This is a genomic window from Fodinibacter luteus, from assembly GCF_039541575.1.
Classification (GTDB): domain Bacteria; phylum Actinomycetota; class Actinomycetes; order Actinomycetales; family Dermatophilaceae; genus Fodinibacter; species Fodinibacter luteus.
In genome coordinates this window covers 70,255-92,151 of record NZ_BAABGM010000025.1, presented here as the reverse complement: position 1 = coordinate 92,151, position 21,897 = coordinate 70,255, and the positions used below count along the sequence as shown (strand labels likewise).

Sequence of the window (21,897 nt, the reverse complement as noted above, 5' to 3'; positions counted from 1 at the left end):
GTCCCGCCCTCCGGATGCCGTCGCGTCCCATCGCCGGATGCCGTCGCACCTGCGCCCGCGTCCGGAACACGGGACGAGGTGGGCGCGTTGCTAGCGTGTACCCGTTCCGCCCGGTGTGACCTCCGAGCGGCCGACTGACGACGAGCAGGAGGACCGGAGCGTCGGCTCCGCACCCACATGGACTTCAAGCGCATCTTCAAGGCCCCGCTGTTCTGGGTCCTGGCCGTCGTCGTGGTGATGCTCACGGTGTTCTCCTTCGACGGCAACGGCGGCTACACGACGATCACCACCGCCCAGGCCGAGAAGCTCATCGCCGAGAAGAAGGTCGAGTCGGCGCAGATGACGACCGAGAACGTCCTGACGCTCGACCTGCGGGAGGGGCAGGACTTCACCGACGAGGAGACCGACGTCCGGGACGCCACGAAGGTGCGCGCGGAGTACGTCGACGCCCGGGCCGAGCAGCTCGTCGAGTCCCTGCGCACGAACCTCCCCGAGGGCTACAACGACAAGGTCGAGAGCGACAGCGCCTTCTGGACCATCTTCATCAGCTTCTTCCCGGTGCTCCTGCTCGTCGGGCTCTTCTGGTTCCTCATGAGCCAGGCGCAGGGCGGCGGCTCGCGGGTCATGCAGTTCGGCAAGTCGAAGGCGAAGCTCGCGACGAAGGACACCCCCAAGGTCACCTTCGCCGATGTCGCCGGAGCCGACGAGGCGGTCGAGGAGCTGCACGAGATCAAGGAGTTCCTCGCCGAGCCGGCGAAGTTCCTCGCCGTCGGGGCCAAGATCCCCAAGGGCGTCCTGCTCTACGGCCCGCCCGGCACGGGCAAGACCCTCCTCGCCCGCGCGGTCGCCGGTGAGGCCGGCGTGCCCTTCTACTCGATCTCCGGCTCGGACTTCGTCGAGATGTTCGTCGGCGTCGGCGCCTCGCGGGTGCGCGACCTGTTCGAGCAGGCCAAGGCCAACGCGCCCGCCATCGTCTTCGTCGACGAGATCGACGCCGTCGGCCGCCACCGTGGCGCCGGCCTCGGCGGCGGGCACGACGAGCGCGAGCAGACCCTCAACCAGCTGCTCGTCGAGATGGACGGCTTCGACGTCAAGACCAACGTCATCCTCATCGCGGCCACCAACCGCCCCGACATCCTCGACCCCGCCCTGCTGCGCCCCGGTCGCTTCGACCGCCAGATCGCCGTCGAGGCGCCCGACATGATCGGTCGCCACCGCATCCTCGAGGTGCACTCCCAGGGCAAGCCGATGGCCGCCGGAGTCGACCTGCTCGCGGTCGCCCGCCGCACGCCCGGGTTCACCGGTGCCGACCTCGCCAACGTCCTCAACGAGGCGGCGCTGCTCACCGCCCGCAGCGACCGGAAGCTCATCGACGACGACGTCCTCGACGAGGCCATCGACCGGGTCATCGCCGGCCCCCAGAAGCGCACCCGGATCATGTCGGCGAAGGAGCGCAAGATCACCGCCTACCACGAGGGTGGCCACGCCCTCGTCGCCGCGGCGATGAACCACACCGACCCCGTCACGAAGGTGACGATCCTGCCGCGCGGCCGCGCGCTCGGGTACACGATGGTCATGCCGACCGACGACAAGTACTCGACGACCCGCAACGAGATCCTCGACCAGCTCGCGTACGCACTCGGTGGGCGCGTCGCGGAGGAGATCATCTTCCACGACCCGACGACCGGCGCGGCCAACGACATCGAGAAGGCCACGGCGATGGCCCGCAAGATGGTCACCGAGTTCGGGATGAGCGAGCGGGTCGGCGCGGTCAAGCTCGGCCAGAGCCAGGGCGAGGTCTTCCTCGGGCGCGACATGGGCCACCAGCGCGACTACTCCGAGCAGGTCGCCGGGGTCGTCGACGAGGAGGTGCGCAAGCTCGTCGACGACGCCCACGACGAGGCCTGGCACGCGGTCAACGACAACCGCGACATCCTCGACCACCTCGTCCTCGAGCTGCTCGAGAAGGAGACCCTCAACGCGGCCGAGCTCGCCGAGCTCTTCGCCGGGGTCCGCAAGCGTCCCACCCGTCCGCTGTGGCTCTCGAGCGAGCACCGCACCCTGTCCGACCGGCCGCCGGTGCTCACCCCGGCCGAGCAGGCCGCGCTCAACGGCCGCAACGGGTCCGGCGCGCCCGCGGGGGCCACCGTGACACCGGGCGACCCCGGCACCCAGGCCGAGATCGACGCCGCCGCGAGCGCAGGCACCGTGCGCGAGCACGAGGAGAACCCGCCGGTCAAGGTCGTCGAGGTGCCGGACGGTGGGCGTGTCGAGCCCTGACCCCGACGAGGTCGACCCGCAGCGGCCGCTCGCCCCGGTCGACCTCCCGAGGGCCGAGGCGGCCGTGCGCGAGTTCCTCCTCGCGATCGGCGAGGACCCCGAACGCGAGGGCCTCGTCGACACCCCGGGCCGGGTGGCCCGGGCCGCGCGCGAGCTGTACGGCGGGATGGGCCAGGACCCGGCCGACGTGCTGGCGAAGACGTTCTCCATCGAGCACGACGAGCTCATCATCGTGCGCGACATCCCGATGTACTCCACGTGCGAGCACCACCTCCTGCCCTTCCACGGCGTCGCCCACATCGGCTACATCCCCTCCGACGACGGCAAGGTCACCGGCCTGAGCAAGCTCGGCCGGCTCGTCGAGGTCTTCGCCCGCCGGCCCCAGGTGCAGGAGCAGATCACGACGCAGGTGGCCGATGCCCTCGTCGAGCACCTCGGGGTGCAGGGCGTCATCGTCGTCATCGAGGCCGAGCACCTGTGCATGTCGATGCGCGGGGTGCAGAAGCCCGGCTCGCGCACCATCACCTCCGCCGTGCGCGGCCAGCTGCGCAACCCGGCGACCCGCGCCGAGGCGATGTCGCTGCTGCTCGGCGGCAAGCGGTGACCGCCCGGTGACCCTCCCGGAACCGAGGGGCGGGCGTCCGCTCGTCATCGGGGTCGTCAACGTCACGCCCGACTCCTTCAGCGACGGAGGGGCGTGGTTCACCCCCGAGGCCGCCCTCGCGCACGGTCGTGAGCTCGTCGCGCAGGGGGCGGACCTCCTCGACGTCGGCGGTGAGTCGACCCGTCCGGGGGCCGAGCGGCCCGCCACGGACGAGGAGCTGCGCCGGGTCGTCCCCGTCGTCGAGGCACTCAGCGCCCTCGCGCCGGTGAGCATCGACACGATGCGCGCCGAGGTGGCCGCAGCCGCGCTCGATGCCGGTGCGACCCTCGTCAACGACGTGAGCGGGGGCCTCGCCGACCCCGACATGGCGCCCCTCGTGGCCGAGCGCGCCGTTCCGTTCGTCGCGATGCACTGGCGAGGCCACAGCAGGGACATGCAGTCGCGGGCCGACTACGGCGACGTCGTCGCCGACGTCGCGCGAGAGCTCACCGAGCGCGTCGAGGCCCTCACGGCCGCCGGCATCCCCGCCGCCGACATCGTCCTCGACCCGGGCCTGGGCTTCGCCAAGCGCGCCGAGCACAACTGGGAGCTGCTCCGTCGCCTCGACGAGCTCGTGGCCCTGGGTCACCCCGTGCTCGTCGGCAGCTCGCGCAAGGCCTTCCTCGGGCTCGTCGGTCGCACCCCGGAGACCGTGCGAGCGCCGCTCGAGCGCGACGTCGCGACCGCGGCGACGACCGTGCACGTCGCGCGCCTGGGGGCCTGGGGCGTCCGGGTGCACGACGTCGCCTCGACCGTCGACGCCCTCGACGTCGTCGAGGCGCTGCGCGAGCCTCGCCGGGGGATGCCGTGAGCGCCGACCGGATCTCGCTGCGGGGCGTTCGGGCCACGGGGTACCACGGCGTCTTCGAGCACGAGCGGCGCGACGGTCAGGAGTTCGTCATCGATGTCGAGGTCACGCTCGACCTCGGCCGCGCCGGGGCCACCGACGACCTGCACGACACCGTCGACTACGGCGCGCTGGCGGCGGGAGTCGTCGCCCGGGTCGAGGGGGAGCCCTTCGACCTCATCGAGCGGCTGGCGACGGTTATCGCCGAGGACGTCCGTCGCGACCGCCGCGTCGAGGAGGTGCGGGTCACGGTCCACAAGCCGCACGCCCCGGTCGGCGTGCCCTTCGGGGACGTCGCGGTCACCGTGGTGCGCACGCGCGAGACGGCGGCCCCGGTGCCGGTCGTCGTCGCGCTCGGGGCGAACCTGCCCCGCGACGGCGAGGCCCCCGAGGTCACCGTCGAGGCGGCGGTCGCCGCACTCGAGACGACCCCGGGCCTGGCCCACGTCACCGCGTCGGCGCTGTTCGACAGCGACCCCGTCGGCGGGCCCGCCGACCAGCCGGTCTACGTCAACGCCGTCGTCGTCGCCCGGTCGACGCTGTCAGCGCAGGACCTCCTCGAGGCGCTGCACGGCATCGAGGCCCGGTTCGGGCGCAGCCGGGACGTGCGCTGGGGGCCGCGGACCCTCGACCTCGACCTCGTCCAGTACGGGGACCCCGCCGCCGGCACCGACGTCGTCTCCGCCGACCCGGCACTCACCCTGCCGCACCCGAGGGCGCACGCGCGCGGCTTCGTCCTCGTCCCGTGGGCCGACGTCGACCCCGCCGCGGTGCTCCGCCACGGCGACCGGGTGCTCGCGGTCCGCGACCTCGCCGGGGCCACCGGGCACGGCATCCGGCGCCGTGCGCCCGCCACGGCACCCGGCCCCGACGACCCCTCCGACGAAGGACACGAGCGCTGATGCGCCACCGAGAGATCCGCGTCCACACCCTCGTGCTCGTCGCGGCGGTGACCGGCATCCTGGGCTTCGCCGTCTTCGCGCTCCTCACCCGCGACGGGTCGCTCGTGCCGCGGCCGTCGCTGCTCGCCGGGGTGCTCCTCGTCGTCATGGGTGGGCTCGTGCTGTGGATGGCCCGGCCGGTGCGGCGCTACCTCACCGGTCGCGCGACGAGCACCCTCGACCCGTTGCGGGCCGCCCGCGTCGTCGTGCTCGCCCAGGCCGCGGCGATCACGGGGGCGGCCGCAGCCGGCTGGTACGCCGGGCAGGTCGCCGTCGTGCTCACCGACCTGTCGCTCGTCGCGAACCGCGGCCGGCTGCTGCCACTCGGCGCACTCGTCGTCGCGTCGCTCGCGCTGTCGGCCGCCGGGCTCGTCGCACAGCGCTGGTGCCGCATCGAGCCGCCCGAGGAGGACCTCGGGGAGCGCGGCGAGAGTGACCGGCTCGACCGCGACGACCACCACCGCTGACCGACCGGCCGGCCTGCGCGATACTGGCCCTCGCCACCGCGCCACCTCGCCACCTCGCTGCCACCCCTCCGGAGGGGACCCCATGCCCGACCCGACCGCCGCCCCCTCGCCACCCGCCGGAGCGACGCCACCGGCACCGGCACGCCCGCCGATCGTCCGGCTGCCGACCTGGGTCAACGTCGTCATCGTGCTGACGATGCTCGCGTCGTGCTCCGCCGCCAGCACCGCGGGGGAGGCCGTCGACCAGTTCGTCAGCGGGTCCTCTGATGCCGCGGCCACCGAGGCCGACGTGCGGGACCTGTGCCGCCTCCTGGGCACCGTCGCCGCGGACCAGGACATCGACCTCGACGCGACCTTCGCGAACGCCGACCCGGACAGCCTGTGCGCCACCGCGGCGCGGGAGGCGACCGTCCCCTGACGGCGGCGGCTACTTGTCGACGTCGCCGACGACGAAGAACATCGACCCGAGCACGGCGACCATGTCGGCGACGAGGCACCCGGGCAGCACCCGCGAGAGCACCTGCACGTTGTTGAACGACGCCGAGCGCAGCTTGAGCCGCCACGGGGTCTTCTCGCCGCGCGAGACGAGGTGGTACCCGTTGAGGCCCAACGGGTTCTCGGTCGCCGTGTAGCGCTCGCCCTCGGGCACCTTGAGCACCTTGGGCAGGCGCTGGTTGACCGGGCCGGCCGGCAGCGTCGCGAGGGTGTCGAGGCAGGCCTGCGCCAGGTCGAGGCTGACGTGCACCTGCTCGAGCAGCACCTCGAGGCGGGCCAGGCAGTCGCCCGCGGTCCGGGTCACGACGCGCCCGGGCCCGCCGGGGGCGAACAGGACGCCGTACGCGAGGTAGGGGTCGTCGCGGCGCAGGTCGAGGTCGAGCCCGCTCGCGCGGGCGATGGGCCCGGACACGCCGTAGGCCGCGCACGTCGCCGTGTCGAGCACGCCCACCCCGCGGGTGCGGGCCTCGAGGATCTCGTTGCCGACGACGAGCGACTCGAGCTCGGGCAGCCGCCGCCGCACCGACCCGACCGCCGCGTCGACCCGTCCCAGCCAGCCCGCGGGCACGTCCTCCTTGAGGCCGCCGACCCGGTTGAACATGTAGTGCATCCGCCCGCCGGAGGCCTCCTCCATGACGGCCTGGAGCTCCTCGCGCTCGCGGAACGCGTAGAACACCGGCGTGATCGCGCCGAGCTCGAGCGGGTAGGAGCCGAGGAACATCAGGTGTGACAGCACCCGGTTGAGCTCGGCGAGCAGGGTGCGCAGCCACACCGCGCGCTCGGGGACCTCCATCCCGAGCATCGCCTCGACACCGAGGACGACGCCGAGCTCGTTGCCGAACGCCGAGAGCCAGTCGTGGCGGTTCGCGAGCACCGTGATCTGCCGGTAGTCGCGCACCTCGAAGAGCTTCTCGGCGCCGCGGTGCATGTAGCCGACGACCGGCTCGGCCGAGATGATCCGCTCGCCGTCGAGGACGACCCGCAGCCGCAGGACCCCGTGCGTCGCCGGGTGCTGGGGACCGATGTTGAGCACCATGTCGGCCGTCGCGAGCCCCCCCGCACCGGTGCCCACGTCGAGCACCCGGGGGCCCGTGCCGGCATCGCTCTCCGTGGTCACCCGGACAGTCTGCCGCACCACGGCCTGCCCTCGCCCGAGCGGCGGCGCCCGGCATCCGGCGGACGTCTCGCCCCCGTCGCCCGTGACGAGACCGACGTCCTGGGCCCGCCGACCGGGTGCCACGGACCCGGTCGGGCCGTCACGACCGGTGCACCCGCCGCAGGACCCACCGGAAGCCGCCGAGACCCGCCGGGTCGGTCAGGGCCGCCGCGGCCGACGCGGTGGCCAGGGCCGCGAGGTAGGCCGCCGGGTCGGTGCGTGCGTGCGCGGCCGGCGGGATGCCGGGGTCCACCCCCAGGTCGCGCAGTGACTCCCGCTGCGTGGCCAGCACGTCGTGCTCGAGCGCGTCGACGGCGACGTGGGCGGTGAGGTCGCACGTGCCGTCGGGCACCGGCCGGACGGTGGTACCAGCGCGGTATGCCGTGAGCGTGCCGGCGGCGGGCCGGGCGCCGCGGGTGTGGCCGTAGTCGACGGCGAGCAGCGCGCCGCGCCGCACCCTCGAGCCCAGGTCGGCCCATGCGGCATCCCGCGTCGTGCCCACCTCGACGCGCGCGCCGGGCGCGAGCCCGTCGAGCGGCCAGTGGCGGACGCACCACTCGAGCTCGTCGGGGGAGGGTGGCCCCCCGTGCGACTCCCTCCCGCTCGACGGGTCGACGAGCACGACCGCGAGCCGGCCGGGTGCGACGACCTCGGCCACGGTGCACGGCACGACGTCGAGCCACTCGAGGGCGACGACGAGCACGTCGTCGAGGTCGCGCAGCCCGGGCGGCAGCGCGGGGCCACCGGGCGAGCGCAGCCACGCCACGGCATCCGGCAGCCCGCCGGGGCGGTCGACGACGTCGACCCCGGTGAGGCGCAGGTCGGGCCGGGCGGCGTGCAGGTGGGTGAGCAGCTCGCCGCGACCGCAGCCGACGTCGACGACGTGCGTCGCGGCCTCGCGGTCGGCGAGCGTGCCGAGTGCGGTGGCGAGCACGGCACCGAGCGGGCCGTGGGCTGCCGTCGTGAAGTGGCCGGCCGGCCCCTCGGCCCGGCGGTAGAAGCCGCTGGGACCGTAGAGCGCCCCCTGCCACGCCTCGCGCCACGGGACCATCACGAGCCGCACGCTATCCCCGGGCCGGGCCCTCCCGCCCGCCACCTCGGCACCGGACCCGGCGGTGGCGGTAGCGTGCTCGGCTGTGGACGGCATCGAGCACCCCGCCCGCCTCACCGTCGGAGTCGTCGGTGCGGGCCGGGTCGGCGCCGTCCTCGGGGCGGCCCTCGCCCGGGCGGGCCACGGGGTCACCGGGGTCTCGGCGGTCTCCGCGGCGAGCCTGGCCCGCGCCGCCGACCTGCTGCCCGGCGTGCCGGTGCGCGAGGTGCCCGACGTCGTCGCCGGGGCCGAGCTCGTCGTGCTCGCCGTGCCCGACGACGCCCTCGCCGACCTCGTGGCCGGCCTCACCGCCACGGGGGCGTGGCAGGCCGGCCAGATCGTCGTGCACACGAGTGGCCGCCACGGGGTCAGTGTGCTCGAGCCGACCCGTCCTCACCACGTGCTGCCGCTCGCGCTGCACCCCGCCATGACGTTCACCGGCACGGCGATGGACCTCGAACGGCTCGCCGAGTGCTGCTTCGGTGTCACCGCCGACGACGCGCTCCGCCCGGTGGCCGAGGCCCTCGTCGTCGAGATGGGTGCCGACCCCGTGTGGGTCCTCGAGGCCGACCGGGCGGCCTACCACGCGGCGCTCGCCCACGGGGCCAACCACCTCGTCACCCTGACGAGCGAGGCGATGGAGCTGCTCGCGCGCGCCGGCGTCGCCGAGCCCCGCAAGCTGCTCGGCCCGCTCATGCGCGCGGCCCTCGACAACGCGCTGCGCCTCGGTGACACCGCCCTCACCGGGCCGGTGGCCCGCGGGGACGTCGGTACCGTGGAGGACCACCTGCGCGAGCTGGACCGGCTCTCGCCCGAGATCCGCAGGACCTACGTGGCGCTCGCCCGGGCGACCGCGCTGCGGGCGCTCGACAGCGGCCGGTTGCGACCGGCCGCCGCCGAGCCCCTCCTCGACACCCTCGCCGACCAGGAGCCCTGAGTGACCACCGCCACCGCCGCACCCGCCGTCGCGCACACCCGCGAAGAGCTCAAGGCCGCCCGCGAGGCCCTGCCGAGCCGCGACGTCGCCGTCGTCATGACGATGGGGGCGCTGCACGACGGGCACGCCCAGCTCATCCGGGCCGCCCGGCAGCGCCACGCGCACGTCGTCGTCACGATCTTCCTCAACCCGCTCCAGTTCGGGCCCAAGGAGGACCTCTCGCGCTACCCGCGGACCTTCGACGCCGACATGGCGATCTGCCGGTCGGCGGAGGTCGACGTCGTCTTCGCCCCGACGCCGGACGTCGTCTACCCCGACGGCGACCCCGGCGTGCGGGTCTCGGCGGGACCGCTCGGGGAGGTGCTCGAGGGGGCGTCGCGCCGCGGGCACTTCGACGGGGTGCTCACCGTCGTCGGCAAGCTGCTCCACCTCACCGCGGCCCGCAGCGCCTACTTCGGCCAGAAGGACGCCCAGCAGATGCTCCTCATCCGCCGGATGGTGCGCGACCTCGACTTCCCGGTCGACATCGTCTCGGTGCCGACCGTGCGCGAGCCCGACGGCCTCGCGATGAGCAGCCGCAACATGTACCTCACGACCTCCGACCGCGAGGTCGCCCTGTGCCTGAGCCGGGCCCTGCGAGCCGGGTCCGACGCCGCGGCGTTCGGCCCGTCCGCGATCCGTCGGGCCGCGCGCGAGGTGCTCGTCGAGGAGCCGCTCGCCCTCGTCGACTACCTCGTGCTCGTCCACCCGCACACGCTCGCCGACGTGCCGGAGTGGTACCGCGGCGAGGCCCTCCTCGCGGTCGCGGCCCGGGTGGGCACGACCCGCCTCATCGACAACACCCCGGTGCTCGTCGGGCCCGGGGGTGGTGCGCTCGACGTCTTCTCGGACGTGCCGCACGCCCGGGCCGAGGTCTGAGGGCCGACCGGATGCCGTCCGCCCCCGTGACGCTGCCCCGGCGCCTCACCGCGCCCGCACCCGGCTGGACGACGACCGCCGACGTCGTCGTCGTCGGCTCGGGCATCGCGGGGCTCACGTGTGCGCTGCGCCTGCGGGAGCGCGTCGACCGGGTGCTGCTCGTCACGAAGACCGTGCTCTCGGCCGGCTCGACGACGTGGGCCCAGGGCGGCATCGCGGCCGCGCTCCACCCGGAGGACACCCCGGAGGAGCACCTCGAGGACACCCTGACGGCCGGGGTGGGCCTGTGCGACGTCGCGGCCGTGCGGGCGCTCGTCACGGAGGGCCCCGCCCGGGTCCACGAGCTCGTCGCCCTCGGCGCCGAGTTCGACCGGGACGCCGGGGGCGAGATCAAGCTGACCCGAGAGGGCGGCCACCACCGCGACCGCATCGCGCACGCCGGCGGCGACGCCACCGGGGCCGAGATCTCCCGGGCGCTCATCGCGGCGCTGCACCGCGTCGTCGACGACCCCGGCATCGAGGTCGTCGAGCACGCGCTCGTCGTCGACCTGCTGAGCACCGCCGACGGTGCAATCTGCGGGGTCACCCTCCACGTCATCGGCGAGGGCCAGGTCGACGGCGTCGGCGCGGCGTACGGGCGGGCCGTCGTCCTCGCGACCGGCGGCCTGGGCCAGATCTACACCTCGACGACGAACCCGCCGGTCGCGACCGGTGACGGGATGGCGGCGGCGCTGCGTGCCGGGGCGCGGGTCACCGACCTCGAGTTCGTCCAGTTCCACCCCACCGTGCTCTTCCTCGGGGAGGGCTCGACCGGGCAGCAACCCCTCATCTCCGAGGCCGTACGCGGCGAGGGCGCGTTCCTCGTCGACGGGAAGGGCGCGCGCATCATGGCGGGCCGGCATCCGCTCGCCGACCTCGCACCGCGCGACGTCGTCGCCCGGGCGATCCTCGACGTGATGCGCGACCAGGGCGTCGACCACGTCTGGCTCGACGCGCGGCACCTCGGCCGGGACTTCCTCGCGGCGCGCTTCCCGTCGATCGTGGCCCGGTGCCACGAGCTCGGGTTCGACCCCGCGACCGAGCTGCTGCCGGTGGCCCCCGCCCAGCACTACGCGTCGGGGGGTGTCGAGACCGACCTCGTCGGGCGCTCGTCGGTCGAGGGCCTCTACGCGTGCGGCGAGTGCTCGTGCACGGGCGTCCACGGCGCGAACCGGCTGGCGTCGAACTCGCTGCTCGAGGGGCTCGTCTTCGCCCACCGGATCGCGGACGACGTCAGCGCGCGGCTCGCCGGCGGTGAGCTGCCGCTGCGCACCCCCGAGGTCGCCGACGGCGAGGCCGCGGTGCTCGACGCCTCCCGGCGCCTCGACGTCCAGCGGGCCATGACGCGCGGCTCGGGCCCGGTCCGCTCGGCCGACTCGACCCGCGGGGCCCTGTCGACCCTGCGCGACCTCGCGCTCGAGCCCCCCACGGGGGTCGAACCGGGCCCGCTGACGTGGGAGACGACGAACCTGCTCCACCTCGGGCAGGTGCTCTCGCTCGTCGCACTCCGGCGCGAGGAGACCCGCGGCGGGCACGTGCGCTCGGACTTCCCGGAGCGCGACGACGCCCGCTGGCTCACCCACCTCACGGCGACCCGCGCACCCGACGGTGTCGTCGCCCTCACCGAACGCGCCGTGGAGGCACCCTCATGACCGAGCACGGATTCCCGCACGACGAGGCCCGGCTCGTCGTCGAGCGCGCCCTCGACGAGGACCTCGACGACGGCACGGACGTCACGACGCTCGCGACGATCCCGGCCGAGCAGGAGTCGCTCTCGCACCTCGTCGCCCGCGCCGACGGGGTCGTCGCGGGCCTGCCCGTCGCGGTGCTCGTCGTCGAGGCGGTCGACGCGCGGCTCGGCACCGGCGAGGTCTGGGTCGACGCGCACGTCGAGGACGGGTCGCGGGTCGTGCGCGGCGACCACCTCGCGACGCTGCGCGGGTCGACCCGCACGACGCTCGTCGCCGAGCGGACCGTCCTCAACGTGCTCTCGCGCACCTCGGGGGTGGCCACGCACACGCGGCGCTGGGCCGACGCGCTCGCCGGCTCGGGTGCGATGGTCCTCGACACGCGCAAGACGACCCCGGGGCTGCGCGCCCTCGAGAAGTACGCCGTGCGCTGCGGCGGAGGGACGAACAAGCGGATGGGCCTCTACGACGTCGCGATGGTCAAGGACAACCACAAGCTCGCGGCCGGGGGCCTGACCGCGGCCTACGACGCCATCCGCGCGGCGTTCCCGCACGTCGACATCCAGGTCGAGGTGACGACGACGGCCGAGGCGCTGGAGTCGGTCGCCGCCGGCGCGCGGTTCCTGCTGTGCGACAACATGTCGACCGACCTGCTGCGCGCGACCGTGGCCGCCGTGCGGGCCACCGGCGAGCACGTCGAGGTCGAGGCCACGGGCGGGCTGACGCTCGAGGTCGCGGCGGCCTACGCGGCGACCGGCGTCGACTACCTGTCCGTCGGCGGGCTCACGCACTCCTCGCCGATCCTCGACATCGCCCTCGACCTCGCGCCGGACGGCTGACGCCCGAGACAAGGAGGACCGAGGCCCGGGACGTCCGGCCGGGGCGGACCGCGGGCCGGACCTGCTGGGCGGGCTCGGCGCGGGTCCCGCGTGGGGTCCGGGACCCGCGCCGCGCGGGTGCCTAGAAGATGAAGATGAGCAGGGCGATGATGAGCAGCACTCCGACAATCGTCCAGATCAGGCCGGATCCTCGCACGACAGACCGCCTTTCGTGATGGTGGTGCACGGGCGTCCGCCCGTGGAACCGACCCTAGGGGAATCGGCGCCCGATCGGTGTGGTCCGTGCACGCCGACCCGAGGCGGCCGAGGGACGTGACCCAGGTCCTTGTGCCCGTGCGGGCGTGGGGGGAGGCTGGCCCCGAAGGACGTGGGTGGCCGACCGCCGCGACCGCGGCGGGTCCGGCACCGGGAAGGACAGCCGTGAACGACGACATGCTCACCAAGGTCAGGACCGGGCGGGGGTTCATCGCCGCCCTGGACCAGAGCGGCGGCAGCACCCCGAAGGCACTGCAGCGCTACGGCATCCCCGAGTCGGCCTACACCGACGAGGACGCGATGTTCGACCTCATCCACGAGATGCGCACCCGCATCATGACGAGCCCGGTGTTCACGGGCGAGCGGATCCTCGCCGCCATCCTGTTCGAGCAGACCATGGACCGCCAGGTCGACGGGGTGGGGTCCGCCGAGTACCTGCGGACCCGCAAGCAGGTCGTGCCCTTCCTCAAGGTCGACCAGGGCCTCGCCGGCGAGGCGGACGGGGCACGGCTCATGAAGCCGATGCCGGGCCTCGACGCCCTGCTCGAGCGGGCGGTCGGGCACGGCGTCTTCGGCACGAAGATGCGCTCGGTCGTCCTCCTCGCGAACGAGGCGGGCGTGGATGCCGTCGTGGCCCAGCAGTTCGAGGTCGCCCGGCGGATCCTCGCGGCTGGGCTCGTCCCGATCGTCGAGCCCGAGGTCGACATCCACAGCCCGGAGAAGGCGGCGGCCGAGGCTCTGCTCAAGGCGGCCCTCGTGAGGCACCTCGACGGCCTCGACGCGGGGCAGGAGGGCATGCTCAAGCTGACCCTGCCCGAGGAGGACGGATTCCACCAGGAGCTCGTCGACCACCCGCGGGTGCTGCGCGTCGCGGCCCTGTCGGGCGGCTACTCGCGGCAGGAGGCCGACGCCCGGCTCACCCGCAACCACGGGGTCATCGCGAGCCTCTCGCGCGCCCTCACCGAGGGGCTGGGCGCCGGGATGACCGACGAGGAGTTCGACGCCACCCTCGACGCCTCGATCGCCGAGATCTACGCGGCATCCGTCACCTGAGCCAGCCATCCCTCGCCGTGGGTGCGGACGTGGTCGCCCCGGCAGCCACCTCCGCACCCACGGCGAGGGGAGCAGGGGTCAGAAGCGCCGCCAGCGCAGGGCGACCGCGTAGTCGACGGTGAGCCCCGCATGCGCGTCGAGCACCTCCGACGCCACCGCGGGCGGGAGCTCGATCCGCGTCACCGCCTCGAGGTCCTCGCGGCGGTCGAACGTCCAGTGGATCGTGAGGTGCTCGGTCGTGAAGCCCTGGCGGTCCCAGAACCGTTGCACCGCAACGGGGTCGTACGCGGGGTAGGCGCGACGGAACCAACCCCCGAAGGTCGATCGGGTCGCGTCGTTGTCGACGAGGCAGGCCGTGCCACCGGGCCGGAGGACGCGCGCCAGCTCGGCGAGCCCGGGCTCGCAGCCTGCCCCGAAGAAGTAGGCCCAGCGGGCGTGCACGACATCGACGGCGTCGTCGCGCAGCGGGATCGCCTCGGCGTCGCCGGCCACGACGGATGCCGTCGGCCCACCGTCGGCCGCTCCCGTCGGCCCACCGTCGGCCGCCCCCGTCGGCCCACCGTCGCCCGTCCCCGCCGGTCGAGCCCCGGCCCGCCGAGCCTGCGCCGGCCGAGCCTGCGCCAGCCGAGCCCGGGCGCGCTCGACGAGGGGGAGGTGCGGCTCGACGCCGACGACCCGGGCGCCCCGGGCGGCGAACCGGGGCAGGTGGAAGCCGCTGCCGCACCCGAGGTCGACCACCGTGGACCCGGCGAGGGGGTGGAGGGCCTCGATCGTGGCGTCGATGACCCCGGCGCGGTCGGACGCCAGGTTCTCCAGCTCGTAGACGTCCGGGTTGTCCCAGATGTTCGGGCTGCGGATCACGACGACGAGCGGCGCTTCTTCGCGGTGGCGCCGGCCGCCCGGCCCGGACCCTCGGCGACGGGGCGCGCGGGCTCGTTGGCCCCGGGCGGCGGGGCGGTGCGCTTGCGCGGCACCCGGGTACGGCGGCCCCCCACGGTGCCGGCCTCGACCGTCGCGGGGTGGACGAGCAACGGGATGAGGGCGCGCCCACCGGCGGAACGCGCCCGCTTGACGGTGTCCAGGTGCGCCTCGCAGCGCACGACGAGAGCGGCGTACGCCTGGTGGCCCATGAGGGCGGTGAGCTCGGCCCGGTTGCTGCGGTAGACCGGCTCGGCCCCGACGTGCGCCTCGGTGTTCGACGAGCAGTACCAGTCGAGGTCGTGGCCACCGGGCCCCCAGCCGCGGCGGTCGTACTCGGCGATCGTCACCTCGAGGTAGGAGGTGTCGTCGGGCCGCTCGACGGTGCGGTACGACCGCCGGATCGGCAGCTGCCAGCACACGTCGGGCTTCGCCTCGTGCGGCGGGGTCCCGGTGAGCACGGCGTGCTGGTGCAGGGCACAGCCGGCGCCGGCGGGGAACCCGGGGCGGTTGAGGAAGATGCACGCACCGTCGACGACCTTCGTCTTGCGCGCGTCGCCCTCCTTCTCGGTCCAGGCCTTCGGCCGGGCCGGGTCCTTGTCGCCGTGCCGCCCGCGCCCCGGGTGGTGCTGCCACTCGTCCTCGCCGAGCTCGGCGACGACCGCCCCCACCCGCTCGAGGTCGTCGGCGTCGGTGAAGTGCGCTCCGAGGGTGCAGCACCCGTCGTCGGGGCGGTCGGCGTAGATGCCCCGGCAGCCCGCGCCGAAGATGCAGGTCCAGCTCGACGTCAGCCAGGTGAGGTCGACCCGGAACCGCTGCTCCGGGTTCGCCGGGTCGGGGAGCTCGGCCCACGTGCGGGGGATGTCGAGCGGCGTCTCGGGCACGCGCCCCACCCTATGGGCGCCCTCGGGCAGCGACTACGTTGGGCGCATGCGCCTCGGGGTCATCGACGTCGGATCGAACACGGTCCACCTCCTCGTCGTCGACGCCCACCCCGGGGCCCAGCCGCTGCCCGCCTCGAAGCACAAGATCGAGCTGCGCCTGTCCGAGCACGTCACCGACGACGGGCTCATCGCCGACGAGGGACGCGACCGCCTCGCGGCCTTCGTCGAGGAGTGCCTCGGCCTCGCCGAGGACCAGGGGGTCGAGGACCTCAGCGGGTTCGTCACGAGCGCGATCCGCGAGGCCCCGAACGGCACCGAGGTGCTCCACGAGGTCAAGGAGCGCACGGGCGTCGTCCTCGACGTGCTGAGCGGCGCCGACGAGGCGCGGCTCACCTTCCTCGCCGCGCGCCGCTGGTTCGGCTGGTCGGCCGGCACGCTGCTCGTCGCCGACATCGGCGGCGGCTCGCTCGAGCTCGCGCAGGGCATGGACGAGGACCCGGACGTCGCCGTCTCGCTGCCGCTCGGCGCGGGGCGGGTGACGCGCGAGCTGCTCGCCGGTGACCCGCCGCGCCCGGATGCCGTGCGCGAGGCCCGTCGGCTCGTGCGGGCGTCGATCGCGGCCGAGCTGCGGCCCCTCGCCAAGGCCGGCACCCGGGACCACGCCGTCGGCACGTCGAAGACGATGCGCTCGCTCGCGCGGGTCTGCGGCGCGGCACCGAGCGCCGAGGGGATGTACGCCCCGCGCGTTCTCGAGCGTGAGGTGCTCGCCGAGCGCCTCCCCGGACTCGCTGTGATGAGCGCCGCCGAGCGGGCCGGCCTGCCCGGCGTCTCGGCGTCGCGCTCGCTCCAGCTGCTCGCGGGGGGCATCGTCGCCGAGGCCACGATGGACCTCCTCGGCATCGACCGGCTCGAGATCTGCCCGTGGGCCCTGCGCGAGGGGATCATCCTGCGCCACCTCGACAGGATGAGCTGAGCGGTGGCCACCCGCTCCCGCGGCGGGACCGGTCGGGCCCGACCGGTCGACGTGCCGCGCGCGCTCGTCGGGCTCTCGACGGCCTCGGTCTACCCCGAGGGCTGCGCCGCGGCCTTCGAGCTGGCCGCGCGGCTCGGCTACGACGGGGTGGAGGTCATGGTCTGGACCGACCCGCTCACCCGCGAGGCGGGTGCGCTGCGCACGCTCGCCGAGCTGCACGGCATCCGGGTGCTGTCGGTCCACGCACCGACGTTGCTCGTCACCCAGCGGGTCTGGGGCGCCGACCCGTGGGGCAAGGTCGACCGGTCGATCCGGCTCGCCGCCGAGCTCGACGCCGACACCGTCGTGCTCCACCCGCCGTTCCGCTGGCAGCGCGAGTACGCCCGCGACTTCGTCGACGGGGTCGCGCTGCGCGAGCACGACAGCGGCATCCGGCTCGCCGTCGAGAACATGTACCCGTGGCGTGCCCCGCGCTCGCGCGAGGTCGAGGCCTACCTCCCCCACTGGGACCCGGTGCCGCAGCCGTACGACCACGTGACCCTCGACCTGTCGCACACCGCGACCGCGGGCTCGGACGCGATGGGGATGGTCCGCCGGCTCGGCCCGCGGCTCGCCCACCTCCACCTCGCCGACGGGGTGGGGTCGCCCCGCGACGAGCACCTCGTGCCCGGCCGAGGGACGCAGCCGTGCGGCGAGGTGCTCGAGACCCTCGCGGCCCAGGGCTTCGCCGGGCACGTCGTCGTCGAGGTCGCGACCCGCCGGGCCACCGAGGCGCAGCGCGAGCTCGACCTCGCCGAGGCGCTCGCCTTCGCGCGGCTCCACCTCGCCTCGCTCGGCTGAGCCGTCACGCTTGATCCTGCGCCCGCCCGGTGGCATATTTCATCACATGACGAATAACGCCGACGGCGACGCGATCGTCGTCGAGAACCTCCGGGTCGTCCGCGGGGCCCGCACCGTCCTGCCCGGCCTGAGCATCCGGGTGCCGCACGGCGAGGTCGTCGGGCTCCTCGGCCCGAGCGGTGGGGGCAAGTCGACGCTCATGCGGGCCGTCGTCGGCGTCCAGGTCGTGGCGGGCGGACGGGTCACCGTGCTCGGCGAGGATGCCGGGTCGCCGGCGCTGCGGCACCGGGTCGGCTACCTCACCCAGGCGCCGAGCGTCTACCGCGACCTGTCGGTGCGGCACAACGTCGGGTACTTCGCGCGGGTCCTCGGCATCGGCGGCGACGCGGTCGACCGGGCCATCGCGGCCGTCGACCTCACCGACCACGCGAACGCCCGCGTCGAGAACCTCAGCGGGGGCCAGGAGGCGCGAGCCAACCTCGCCTGCACCCTCGTCGGTGACCCCGAGGTGCTCGTGCTCGACGAGCCGACCGTCGGGCTCGACCCGGTGCTGCGCCGGGACCTGTGGGAGCTGTTCCGGCGGCTCGCGGCGGCGGGGCGCACCGTGCTCGTGTCGAGCCACGTCATGGACGAGGCGGTGCGCTGCGACCGGCTCATCCTCCTGCGCGACGGCCGGGTGCTCAGCGACTCGACGCTGCCCGAGCTGCTCGAGATGACGGGCGCCGTCGACGCGGAGCAGGCCTTCCTCGCGCTCATCGACGCCGCGGACGCTGCCGACGCAGCGGATGCCGCGCATCCCGCTGAGGGCGACGGCCTCGGGGGTGCCGCGTGAACGCCGGCATCACCCTCGCGACCGCGGGCCGCATCCTGCGGCAGCTGCGCGGCGACCACCGCACCCTGGCCCTCATGCTCGTCGTGCCGTGCGTCCTGCTCGGGCTGCTCGCCTGGATCTACGTCGACTCCCCGATCGACGTCTTCGACCGGATCGGCCCGGCACTGCTCGGCGTCTTCCCCTTCGTCGTCATGTTCATCGTCACGAGCGTCGCCACCCTGCGCGAGCGCACGTCGGGGACACTCGAGCGGCTGCTCACGACACCCTTGGGCAAGGGTGACCTCATGCTCGGGTACGCCCTGTCCTTCGGTGCCGTCGCGGTCGTGCAGGCCCTCGTCGCCACCGGGTTCGCCGTGTGGGTGTGCGGCCTCGACATCGCCGGGCCGCTGCCGCTGCTCGTCGTCATCGCGCTCTTCGACGCCGTGCTCGGCACGGCGCTCGGGCTGCTCGCGAGCGGCTTCGCCCGCACCGAGTTCCAGGCCGTGCAGTTCATGCCGGCGTTCGTGCTGCCCCAGTTCCTGCTCTGCGGGCTGCTCGTGCCCCGCGACCAGCTGCCGCCCGTGCTCGAGGCGGTCTCGAACGTGCTCCCGCTGTCGTACGCCGTCGACGCCATGAAGGACGTCACCGTGCAGGCCGACCCGCTCGCCGACGTCCTGCCGAGCCTGGGGTTCATCGCGCTGTGGATCGTGCTCTCCCTCGCGCTGGGCAGCCTCACCCTGCGGCGCCGGACCCCCTGACCGTCCACCGGAGCCCCTGGCCCGGCCGCGGGACCCCGAGAGCCGGATGATCGCGAGGGAGCCGCCGCTCCGGCGGCGACGGCGCGGCATCCGGCTCCCCGGGCCGTCACGACCACGGCTAGCCTCTCGCCATGGACCCCAGTGACCTGCTCCGCGCGGCGATGCTCCAGCTGTCCGACTCCGACCTCGTGCGTGGCATGGTCGTCCGGGCGCCGATGAGCCGTGGGGTCGTCGCCCGCTACGTCGCCGGCGAGACCGTCGACGAGGCCGTCGCGGTCACCGCCGAGCTGCGCACGACGAACCGGCTCGCGACCCTCGACTACCTCGGTGAGGACACGACCGACCGGGCCCGGGCCGAGGCGACCCGCGACACCTACGTCCGCCTCCTCGACGCGCTCGCGGCGGCCGACCTCGCGGCGTACGGGGCCGCCGAGGTGAGCGTCAAGCTGAGCGCGATCGGCCAGGCCCTGCCCGCCGACGGGGACGCCATCGCCCTCGACAGCGCCCGCGCGATCTGCGAGGCGGCCGCCCGGGCCGGCACGACCGTGACGCTCGACATGGAGGACCACACGACGACCGACCGCACCCTCGAGGCGCTGCGCGCCCTGCGCGTGGACTTCCCGTGGGTCGGCGCGGTGCTCCAGGCCTACCTGCACCGCACCGAGGCCGACTGCCGCGACCTCGCGACCGCGGGCAGCCGGGTGCGGCTGTGCAAGGGCGCGTACAAGGAGCCCCCGTCGGTCGCCCACCAGGACGGCGACGACGTCGACCTGTCCTACGTGCGCTGCCTCAAGGTCCTCATGGCCGGCGACGGCTACCCCATGGTCGCGAGCCACGACCCGCGCCTGCTCGACATCGCCCAGGCCCTCGCCGGGCACCACGGGCGCTCTCCCGACTCCTACGAGTTCCAGATGCTCCTCGGCATCCGGATGAACGAGCAGAAGCGGATCGCGGACCGGGGGCACCAGATGCGCGTCTACGTGCCGTTCGGCGAGGACTGGTACGGCTACCTCGTCCGGCGGATGGCCGAGCGCCCTGCGAACCTGCAGTTCTTCCTGCGCTCCCTCGCCACGAACGACTGACCCCGGCCGGCCGACGCCACGAGAACCCGCGCGAGCCCGCGACCTGACACCCGGCATACTCACCTGCCATGGGAACGGTTGCGATCTTCGGTGCCGGCGTCATGGGCGAGACCCTGCTGTCGGGGCTCCTCCGGTCCGGGAGGGCCGCCGACGAGCTCGTCATCACCGAGCGCCGGCCCGAGCGGGCCGCCGAGCTCACCGAGCGCTACGGCGTGCGGGTGCTCGACAACCCGGAGGCGGCGGCGCTCGCCGACACGCTCGTGCTCGTCGTCAAGCCGCAGGACATGGGCGGCCTGCTCGCCGAGATCCGCGACCACGTCGCCGACGGCAACCTCGTCGTCAGCCTCGCGGCCGGCATCACGACGACCTACCTCGAGTCGCGCCTGCCCGAGGGGCGCGCCGTCGTGCGCGTCATGCCGAACACCCCGGCGCTCGTCGACCAGGGCATGGCGGCGGTGAGCGCCGGCGCCCACTGCGACCCCGCGCACCTGCGCGAGGCCGAGGCGCTGCTCGCGGCCACGGGCAAGGTGCTCGAGGTGCCCGAGAAGCTCCAGGACGCCGTCACGGCGATCTCCGGCAGCGGCCCGGCCTACATCTTCTACGTCGTCGAGGCGATGATCGAGGCGGGGGTCGTGCTCGGGATGCCGCGCAGCACCGCCACCGAGCTCGTCGTCCAGACCCTGTTCGGTGCGGCGACGATGATCAAGGAGACCGGGCAGCACCCGACCGTGCTGCGTGAGCAGGTCACCTCGCCCGGCGGCACGACCGCGGCGGCGCTGCGCATGCTCGACGACCACAAGGTGCGTGCCGCCTTCATCAGCGCGATGGAGGCCGCCGCCAACCGTTCCCGCGAGCTCGCCGGTGACTGAGGCCGTGGGGCCGACCGGCGGCATCCGGGTCGAGCGGGTCGGGGCGCCGTCCTGGCGGACCTACCGCGACGTCCGGATCGCGGCGCTCATCGACAGCCCGCGGGCTTTCTGGTCGACGTACACCGAGGTCGCAGGGCGAACCGAGGACGAGTGGCGGCGCTTCCCCGAGCAGGTGACCGCGTGGCTGGCGCTCGACGGCGACCGGCCCGTCGGGACGGTGGGGCTCTGGCGGGCCGACGACCAGCCCGCCGACGAGACGACGCTCATCGGCATGTGGGTGGCCACGGTGGCCCGGGGCACCGACGTCGCCGAGCGGCTCGTGCGGACCGCGCTGCTGGCGGCCGCGGATGCCGGCATCCGGCGCGTCACGCTCGACGTCGCCCACGAGAACACCCGGGCCTGGGCCTTCTACACCCGGCTCGGCTTCCGGCCCACCGGTGTCGTCGAGGCGATGCCCTGGGACGCGTCGGTCACGGAGGAGTCGATGGTGCTCGACCTCGCGGCGCATCTCCGAGAGTTCACCGACCCGGCTTGCCCCGGCGGGGAGGGGCCGTGGGAGAGTGGCCGCCATGAGTGACATCACGGTGCGCCCCCTGCGGGCCGACGACTGGGAGCGCTACCGCGCTGTGCGCCTCACCGCTCTGCAGGAGTCGCCCGATGCGTTCGTCGCGTCGTACGAGGAGGAGTCCGCCGAGCCCGAGGAGTTCTGGCGGCACCGGATGGAACGCTCGACCCGGCTGCTCGCCGAGCGCGACGGCCGGGCGCTCGGCATCGCCAGCGTCGGCTCCGCGAACGAGGACCAGCCCGAGGCGGCCCAGCTCTTCGGCCTGTGGGTGCACCCCGAGGCGCGCGGCACCGGGGTCGCGACGGCGCTCGTGCGCGCCGGGGCACGCAGCGCGGCTGCGGCCGGCAAGCGCCAGCTCCTGTACTGGGTGGGCACCGACAACGGCCGCGCCGTCGCCTTCGCGAGCGGGTTCGGGTTCCGGCCCACCGCCGAGCGCCGGCCGATGCGGGTCGTGTCCGAGGACGACGGTGAGGAGGAGCTCGCGATGACGCTCCCGCTCTCCGGCGACCGGGGCGGCATCCCGCAGCTCTGACCCGCCCGGCCCGCTCG

The 21,897-nt window shown here is 74.4% G+C and carries 23 protein-coding genes; 19 read left to right on the top strand and 4 right to left on the bottom strand.

Annotated features, from left to right (window positions below):
* Positions 1-177: 177 nt before the first annotated feature.
* From ftsH to ABD899_RS17380, 6 genes are all read left to right on the top strand, one after another.
* Positions 178-2,280 carry an ATP-dependent zinc metalloprotease FtsH gene (gene ftsH, locus ABD899_RS17405; RefSeq protein ID WP_345208336.1) on the top strand — a complete coding sequence of 701 codons (2,103 nt, stop codon included), beginning with the start codon at positions 178-180 and terminating at the stop codon, positions 2,278-2,280.
* The gene (folE, locus tag ABD899_RS17400; RefSeq protein ID WP_345208334.1) at positions 2,267-2,884 is read left to right on the top strand and encodes a GTP cyclohydrolase I FolE; all 618 of its coding nucleotides are present in this window, start codon (positions 2,267-2,269) and stop codon (positions 2,882-2,884) included. The genes ftsH and folE overlap by 14 nt, the downstream gene beginning before the upstream one ends.
* 7 nt (positions 2,885-2,891) lie before the next feature.
* The gene (folP, locus tag ABD899_RS17395; RefSeq protein WP_345208332.1) at positions 2,892-3,734 is read left to right on the top strand and encodes a dihydropteroate synthase; all 843 of its coding nucleotides are present in this window, start codon (positions 2,892-2,894) and stop codon (positions 3,732-3,734) included.
* The gene (gene folB, locus ABD899_RS17390) at positions 3,731-4,672 is read left to right on the top strand and encodes a dihydroneopterin aldolase (RefSeq protein WP_345208330.1); all 942 of its coding nucleotides are present in this window, start codon (positions 3,731-3,733) and stop codon (positions 4,670-4,672) included. The genes folP and folB overlap by 4 nt, the downstream gene beginning before the upstream one ends.
* Complete coding sequence (locus tag ABD899_RS17385; RefSeq protein WP_345208328.1) at positions 4,672-5,178, top strand: DUF3180 domain-containing protein; 507 nt, start codon at positions 4,672-4,674, stop codon at positions 5,176-5,178. Before folB ends, ABD899_RS17385 begins: the two co-directional genes overlap by 1 nt.
* Positions 5,179-5,260: 82 nt before the next feature.
* Positions 5,261-5,596, top strand: coding sequence for a hypothetical protein (locus ABD899_RS17380; protein WP_345208326.1), 336 nt, complete (start codon positions 5,261-5,263; stop codon positions 5,594-5,596).
* Positions 5,597-5,605: 9 nt separating this feature from the next.
* On the opposite strand, the gene ABD899_RS17375 is transcribed toward ABD899_RS17380, so the two are convergent.
* The gene (locus tag ABD899_RS17375; RefSeq protein ID WP_345208464.1) at positions 5,606-6,709 is read right to left on the bottom strand and encodes an NADH-quinone oxidoreductase subunit D; all 1,104 of its coding nucleotides are present in this window, start codon (positions 6,707-6,709) and stop codon (positions 5,606-5,608) included.
* 220 nt (positions 6,710-6,929) lie between these two features.
* Positions 6,930-7,880 (bottom strand): SAM-dependent methyltransferase, encoded by a 951-nt coding sequence (locus ABD899_RS17370; RefSeq protein ID WP_345208462.1) that lies wholly within the window; start codon positions 7,878-7,880, stop codon positions 6,930-6,932.
* Positions 7,881-7,974: 94 nt separating this feature from the next.
* On the opposite strand from ABD899_RS17370, the gene ABD899_RS17365 reads away from it, so the two are divergent.
* From ABD899_RS17365 to ABD899_RS17345, 5 genes are all read left to right on the top strand, one after another.
* Positions 7,975-8,856, top strand: coding sequence for a Rossmann-like and DUF2520 domain-containing protein (locus ABD899_RS17365; protein WP_345208460.1), 882 nt, complete (start codon positions 7,975-7,977; stop codon positions 8,854-8,856).
* Positions 8,857-9,774 carry a pantoate--beta-alanine ligase gene (panC, locus tag ABD899_RS17360; RefSeq protein WP_345208324.1) on the top strand — a complete coding sequence of 306 codons (918 nt, stop codon included), beginning with the start codon at positions 8,857-8,859 and terminating at the stop codon, positions 9,772-9,774. It begins immediately after the preceding gene.
* 11 nt (positions 9,775-9,785) lie between these two features.
* Positions 9,786-11,465 (top strand): L-aspartate oxidase, encoded by a 1,680-nt coding sequence (locus ABD899_RS17355; RefSeq protein WP_345208322.1) that lies wholly within the window; start codon positions 9,786-9,788, stop codon positions 11,463-11,465.
* Positions 11,462-12,340: a carboxylating nicotinate-nucleotide diphosphorylase gene (nadC, locus tag ABD899_RS17350; RefSeq protein WP_345208320.1), complete on the top strand. Its 879-nt coding sequence runs from the start codon at positions 11,462-11,464 to the stop codon at positions 12,338-12,340. The genes ABD899_RS17355 and nadC overlap by 4 nt, the downstream gene beginning before the upstream one ends.
* Positions 12,341-12,760: 420 nt before the next feature.
* Complete coding sequence (locus tag ABD899_RS17345; protein WP_425474990.1) at positions 12,761-13,648, top strand: fructose bisphosphate aldolase; 888 nt, start codon at positions 12,761-12,763, stop codon at positions 13,646-13,648.
* A 78-nt stretch (positions 13,649-13,726) separates the two neighbouring features.
* Here the strand turns inward: ABD899_RS17345 and ABD899_RS17340 are convergent, their stop codons facing one another.
* Entirely contained in the window at positions 13,727-14,509 is a 783-nt protein-coding gene (locus tag ABD899_RS17340; protein WP_345208318.1) for a class I SAM-dependent methyltransferase, read from the bottom strand.
* Positions 14,506-15,450, bottom strand: coding sequence for a DUF3109 family protein (locus ABD899_RS17335; RefSeq protein WP_345208316.1), 945 nt, complete (start codon positions 15,448-15,450; stop codon positions 14,506-14,508). The genes ABD899_RS17340 and ABD899_RS17335 overlap by 4 nt, the downstream gene beginning before the upstream one ends.
* Before the next feature lie 46 nt (positions 15,451-15,496).
* Here ABD899_RS17335 and ABD899_RS17330 point away from each other — a divergent pair, with 46 nt between their 5' ends.
* The 8 genes from ABD899_RS17330 to ABD899_RS17295 all read left to right on the top strand — a co-directional run bounded on the left by ABD899_RS17330 (position 15,497) and on the right by ABD899_RS17295 (position 21,880).
* Positions 15,497-16,423: a Ppx/GppA family phosphatase gene (locus ABD899_RS17330; RefSeq protein WP_345208314.1), complete on the top strand. Its 927-nt coding sequence runs from the start codon at positions 15,497-15,499 to the stop codon at positions 16,421-16,423.
* Between the two features lie 51 nt (positions 16,424-16,474).
* The gene (locus ABD899_RS17325; protein ID WP_345208456.1) at positions 16,475-17,263 is read left to right on the top strand and encodes a sugar phosphate isomerase/epimerase family protein; all 789 of its coding nucleotides are present in this window, start codon (positions 16,475-16,477) and stop codon (positions 17,261-17,263) included.
* 46 nt (positions 17,264-17,309) lie between these two features.
* Entirely contained in the window at positions 17,310-18,095 is a 786-nt protein-coding gene (locus ABD899_RS17320; RefSeq protein WP_345208312.1) for an ABC transporter ATP-binding protein, read from the top strand.
* The gene (locus tag ABD899_RS17315) at positions 18,092-18,832 is read left to right on the top strand and encodes an ABC transporter permease (protein WP_345208310.1); all 741 of its coding nucleotides are present in this window, start codon (positions 18,092-18,094) and stop codon (positions 18,830-18,832) included. Before ABD899_RS17320 ends, ABD899_RS17315 begins: the two co-directional genes overlap by 4 nt.
* 131 nt (positions 18,833-18,963) lie before the next feature.
* Positions 18,964-19,914, top strand: coding sequence for a proline dehydrogenase family protein (locus tag ABD899_RS17310; protein WP_345208308.1), 951 nt, complete (start codon positions 18,964-18,966; stop codon positions 19,912-19,914).
* Between the two features lie 68 nt (positions 19,915-19,982).
* Positions 19,983-20,783 carry a pyrroline-5-carboxylate reductase gene (gene proC, locus ABD899_RS17305; RefSeq protein ID WP_345208306.1) on the top strand — a complete coding sequence of 267 codons (801 nt, stop codon included), beginning with the start codon at positions 19,983-19,985 and terminating at the stop codon, positions 20,781-20,783.
* Positions 20,776-21,360, top strand: coding sequence for a GNAT family N-acetyltransferase (locus ABD899_RS17300; RefSeq protein ID WP_345208304.1), 585 nt, complete (start codon positions 20,776-20,778; stop codon positions 21,358-21,360). The genes proC and ABD899_RS17300 overlap by 8 nt, the downstream gene beginning before the upstream one ends.
* Complete coding sequence (locus tag ABD899_RS17295) at positions 21,353-21,880, top strand: GNAT family N-acetyltransferase (RefSeq protein ID WP_345208302.1); 528 nt, start codon at positions 21,353-21,355, stop codon at positions 21,878-21,880. Before ABD899_RS17300 ends, ABD899_RS17295 begins: the two co-directional genes overlap by 8 nt.
* The last annotated feature ends 17 nt before the right edge of the window (positions 21,881-21,897 follow it).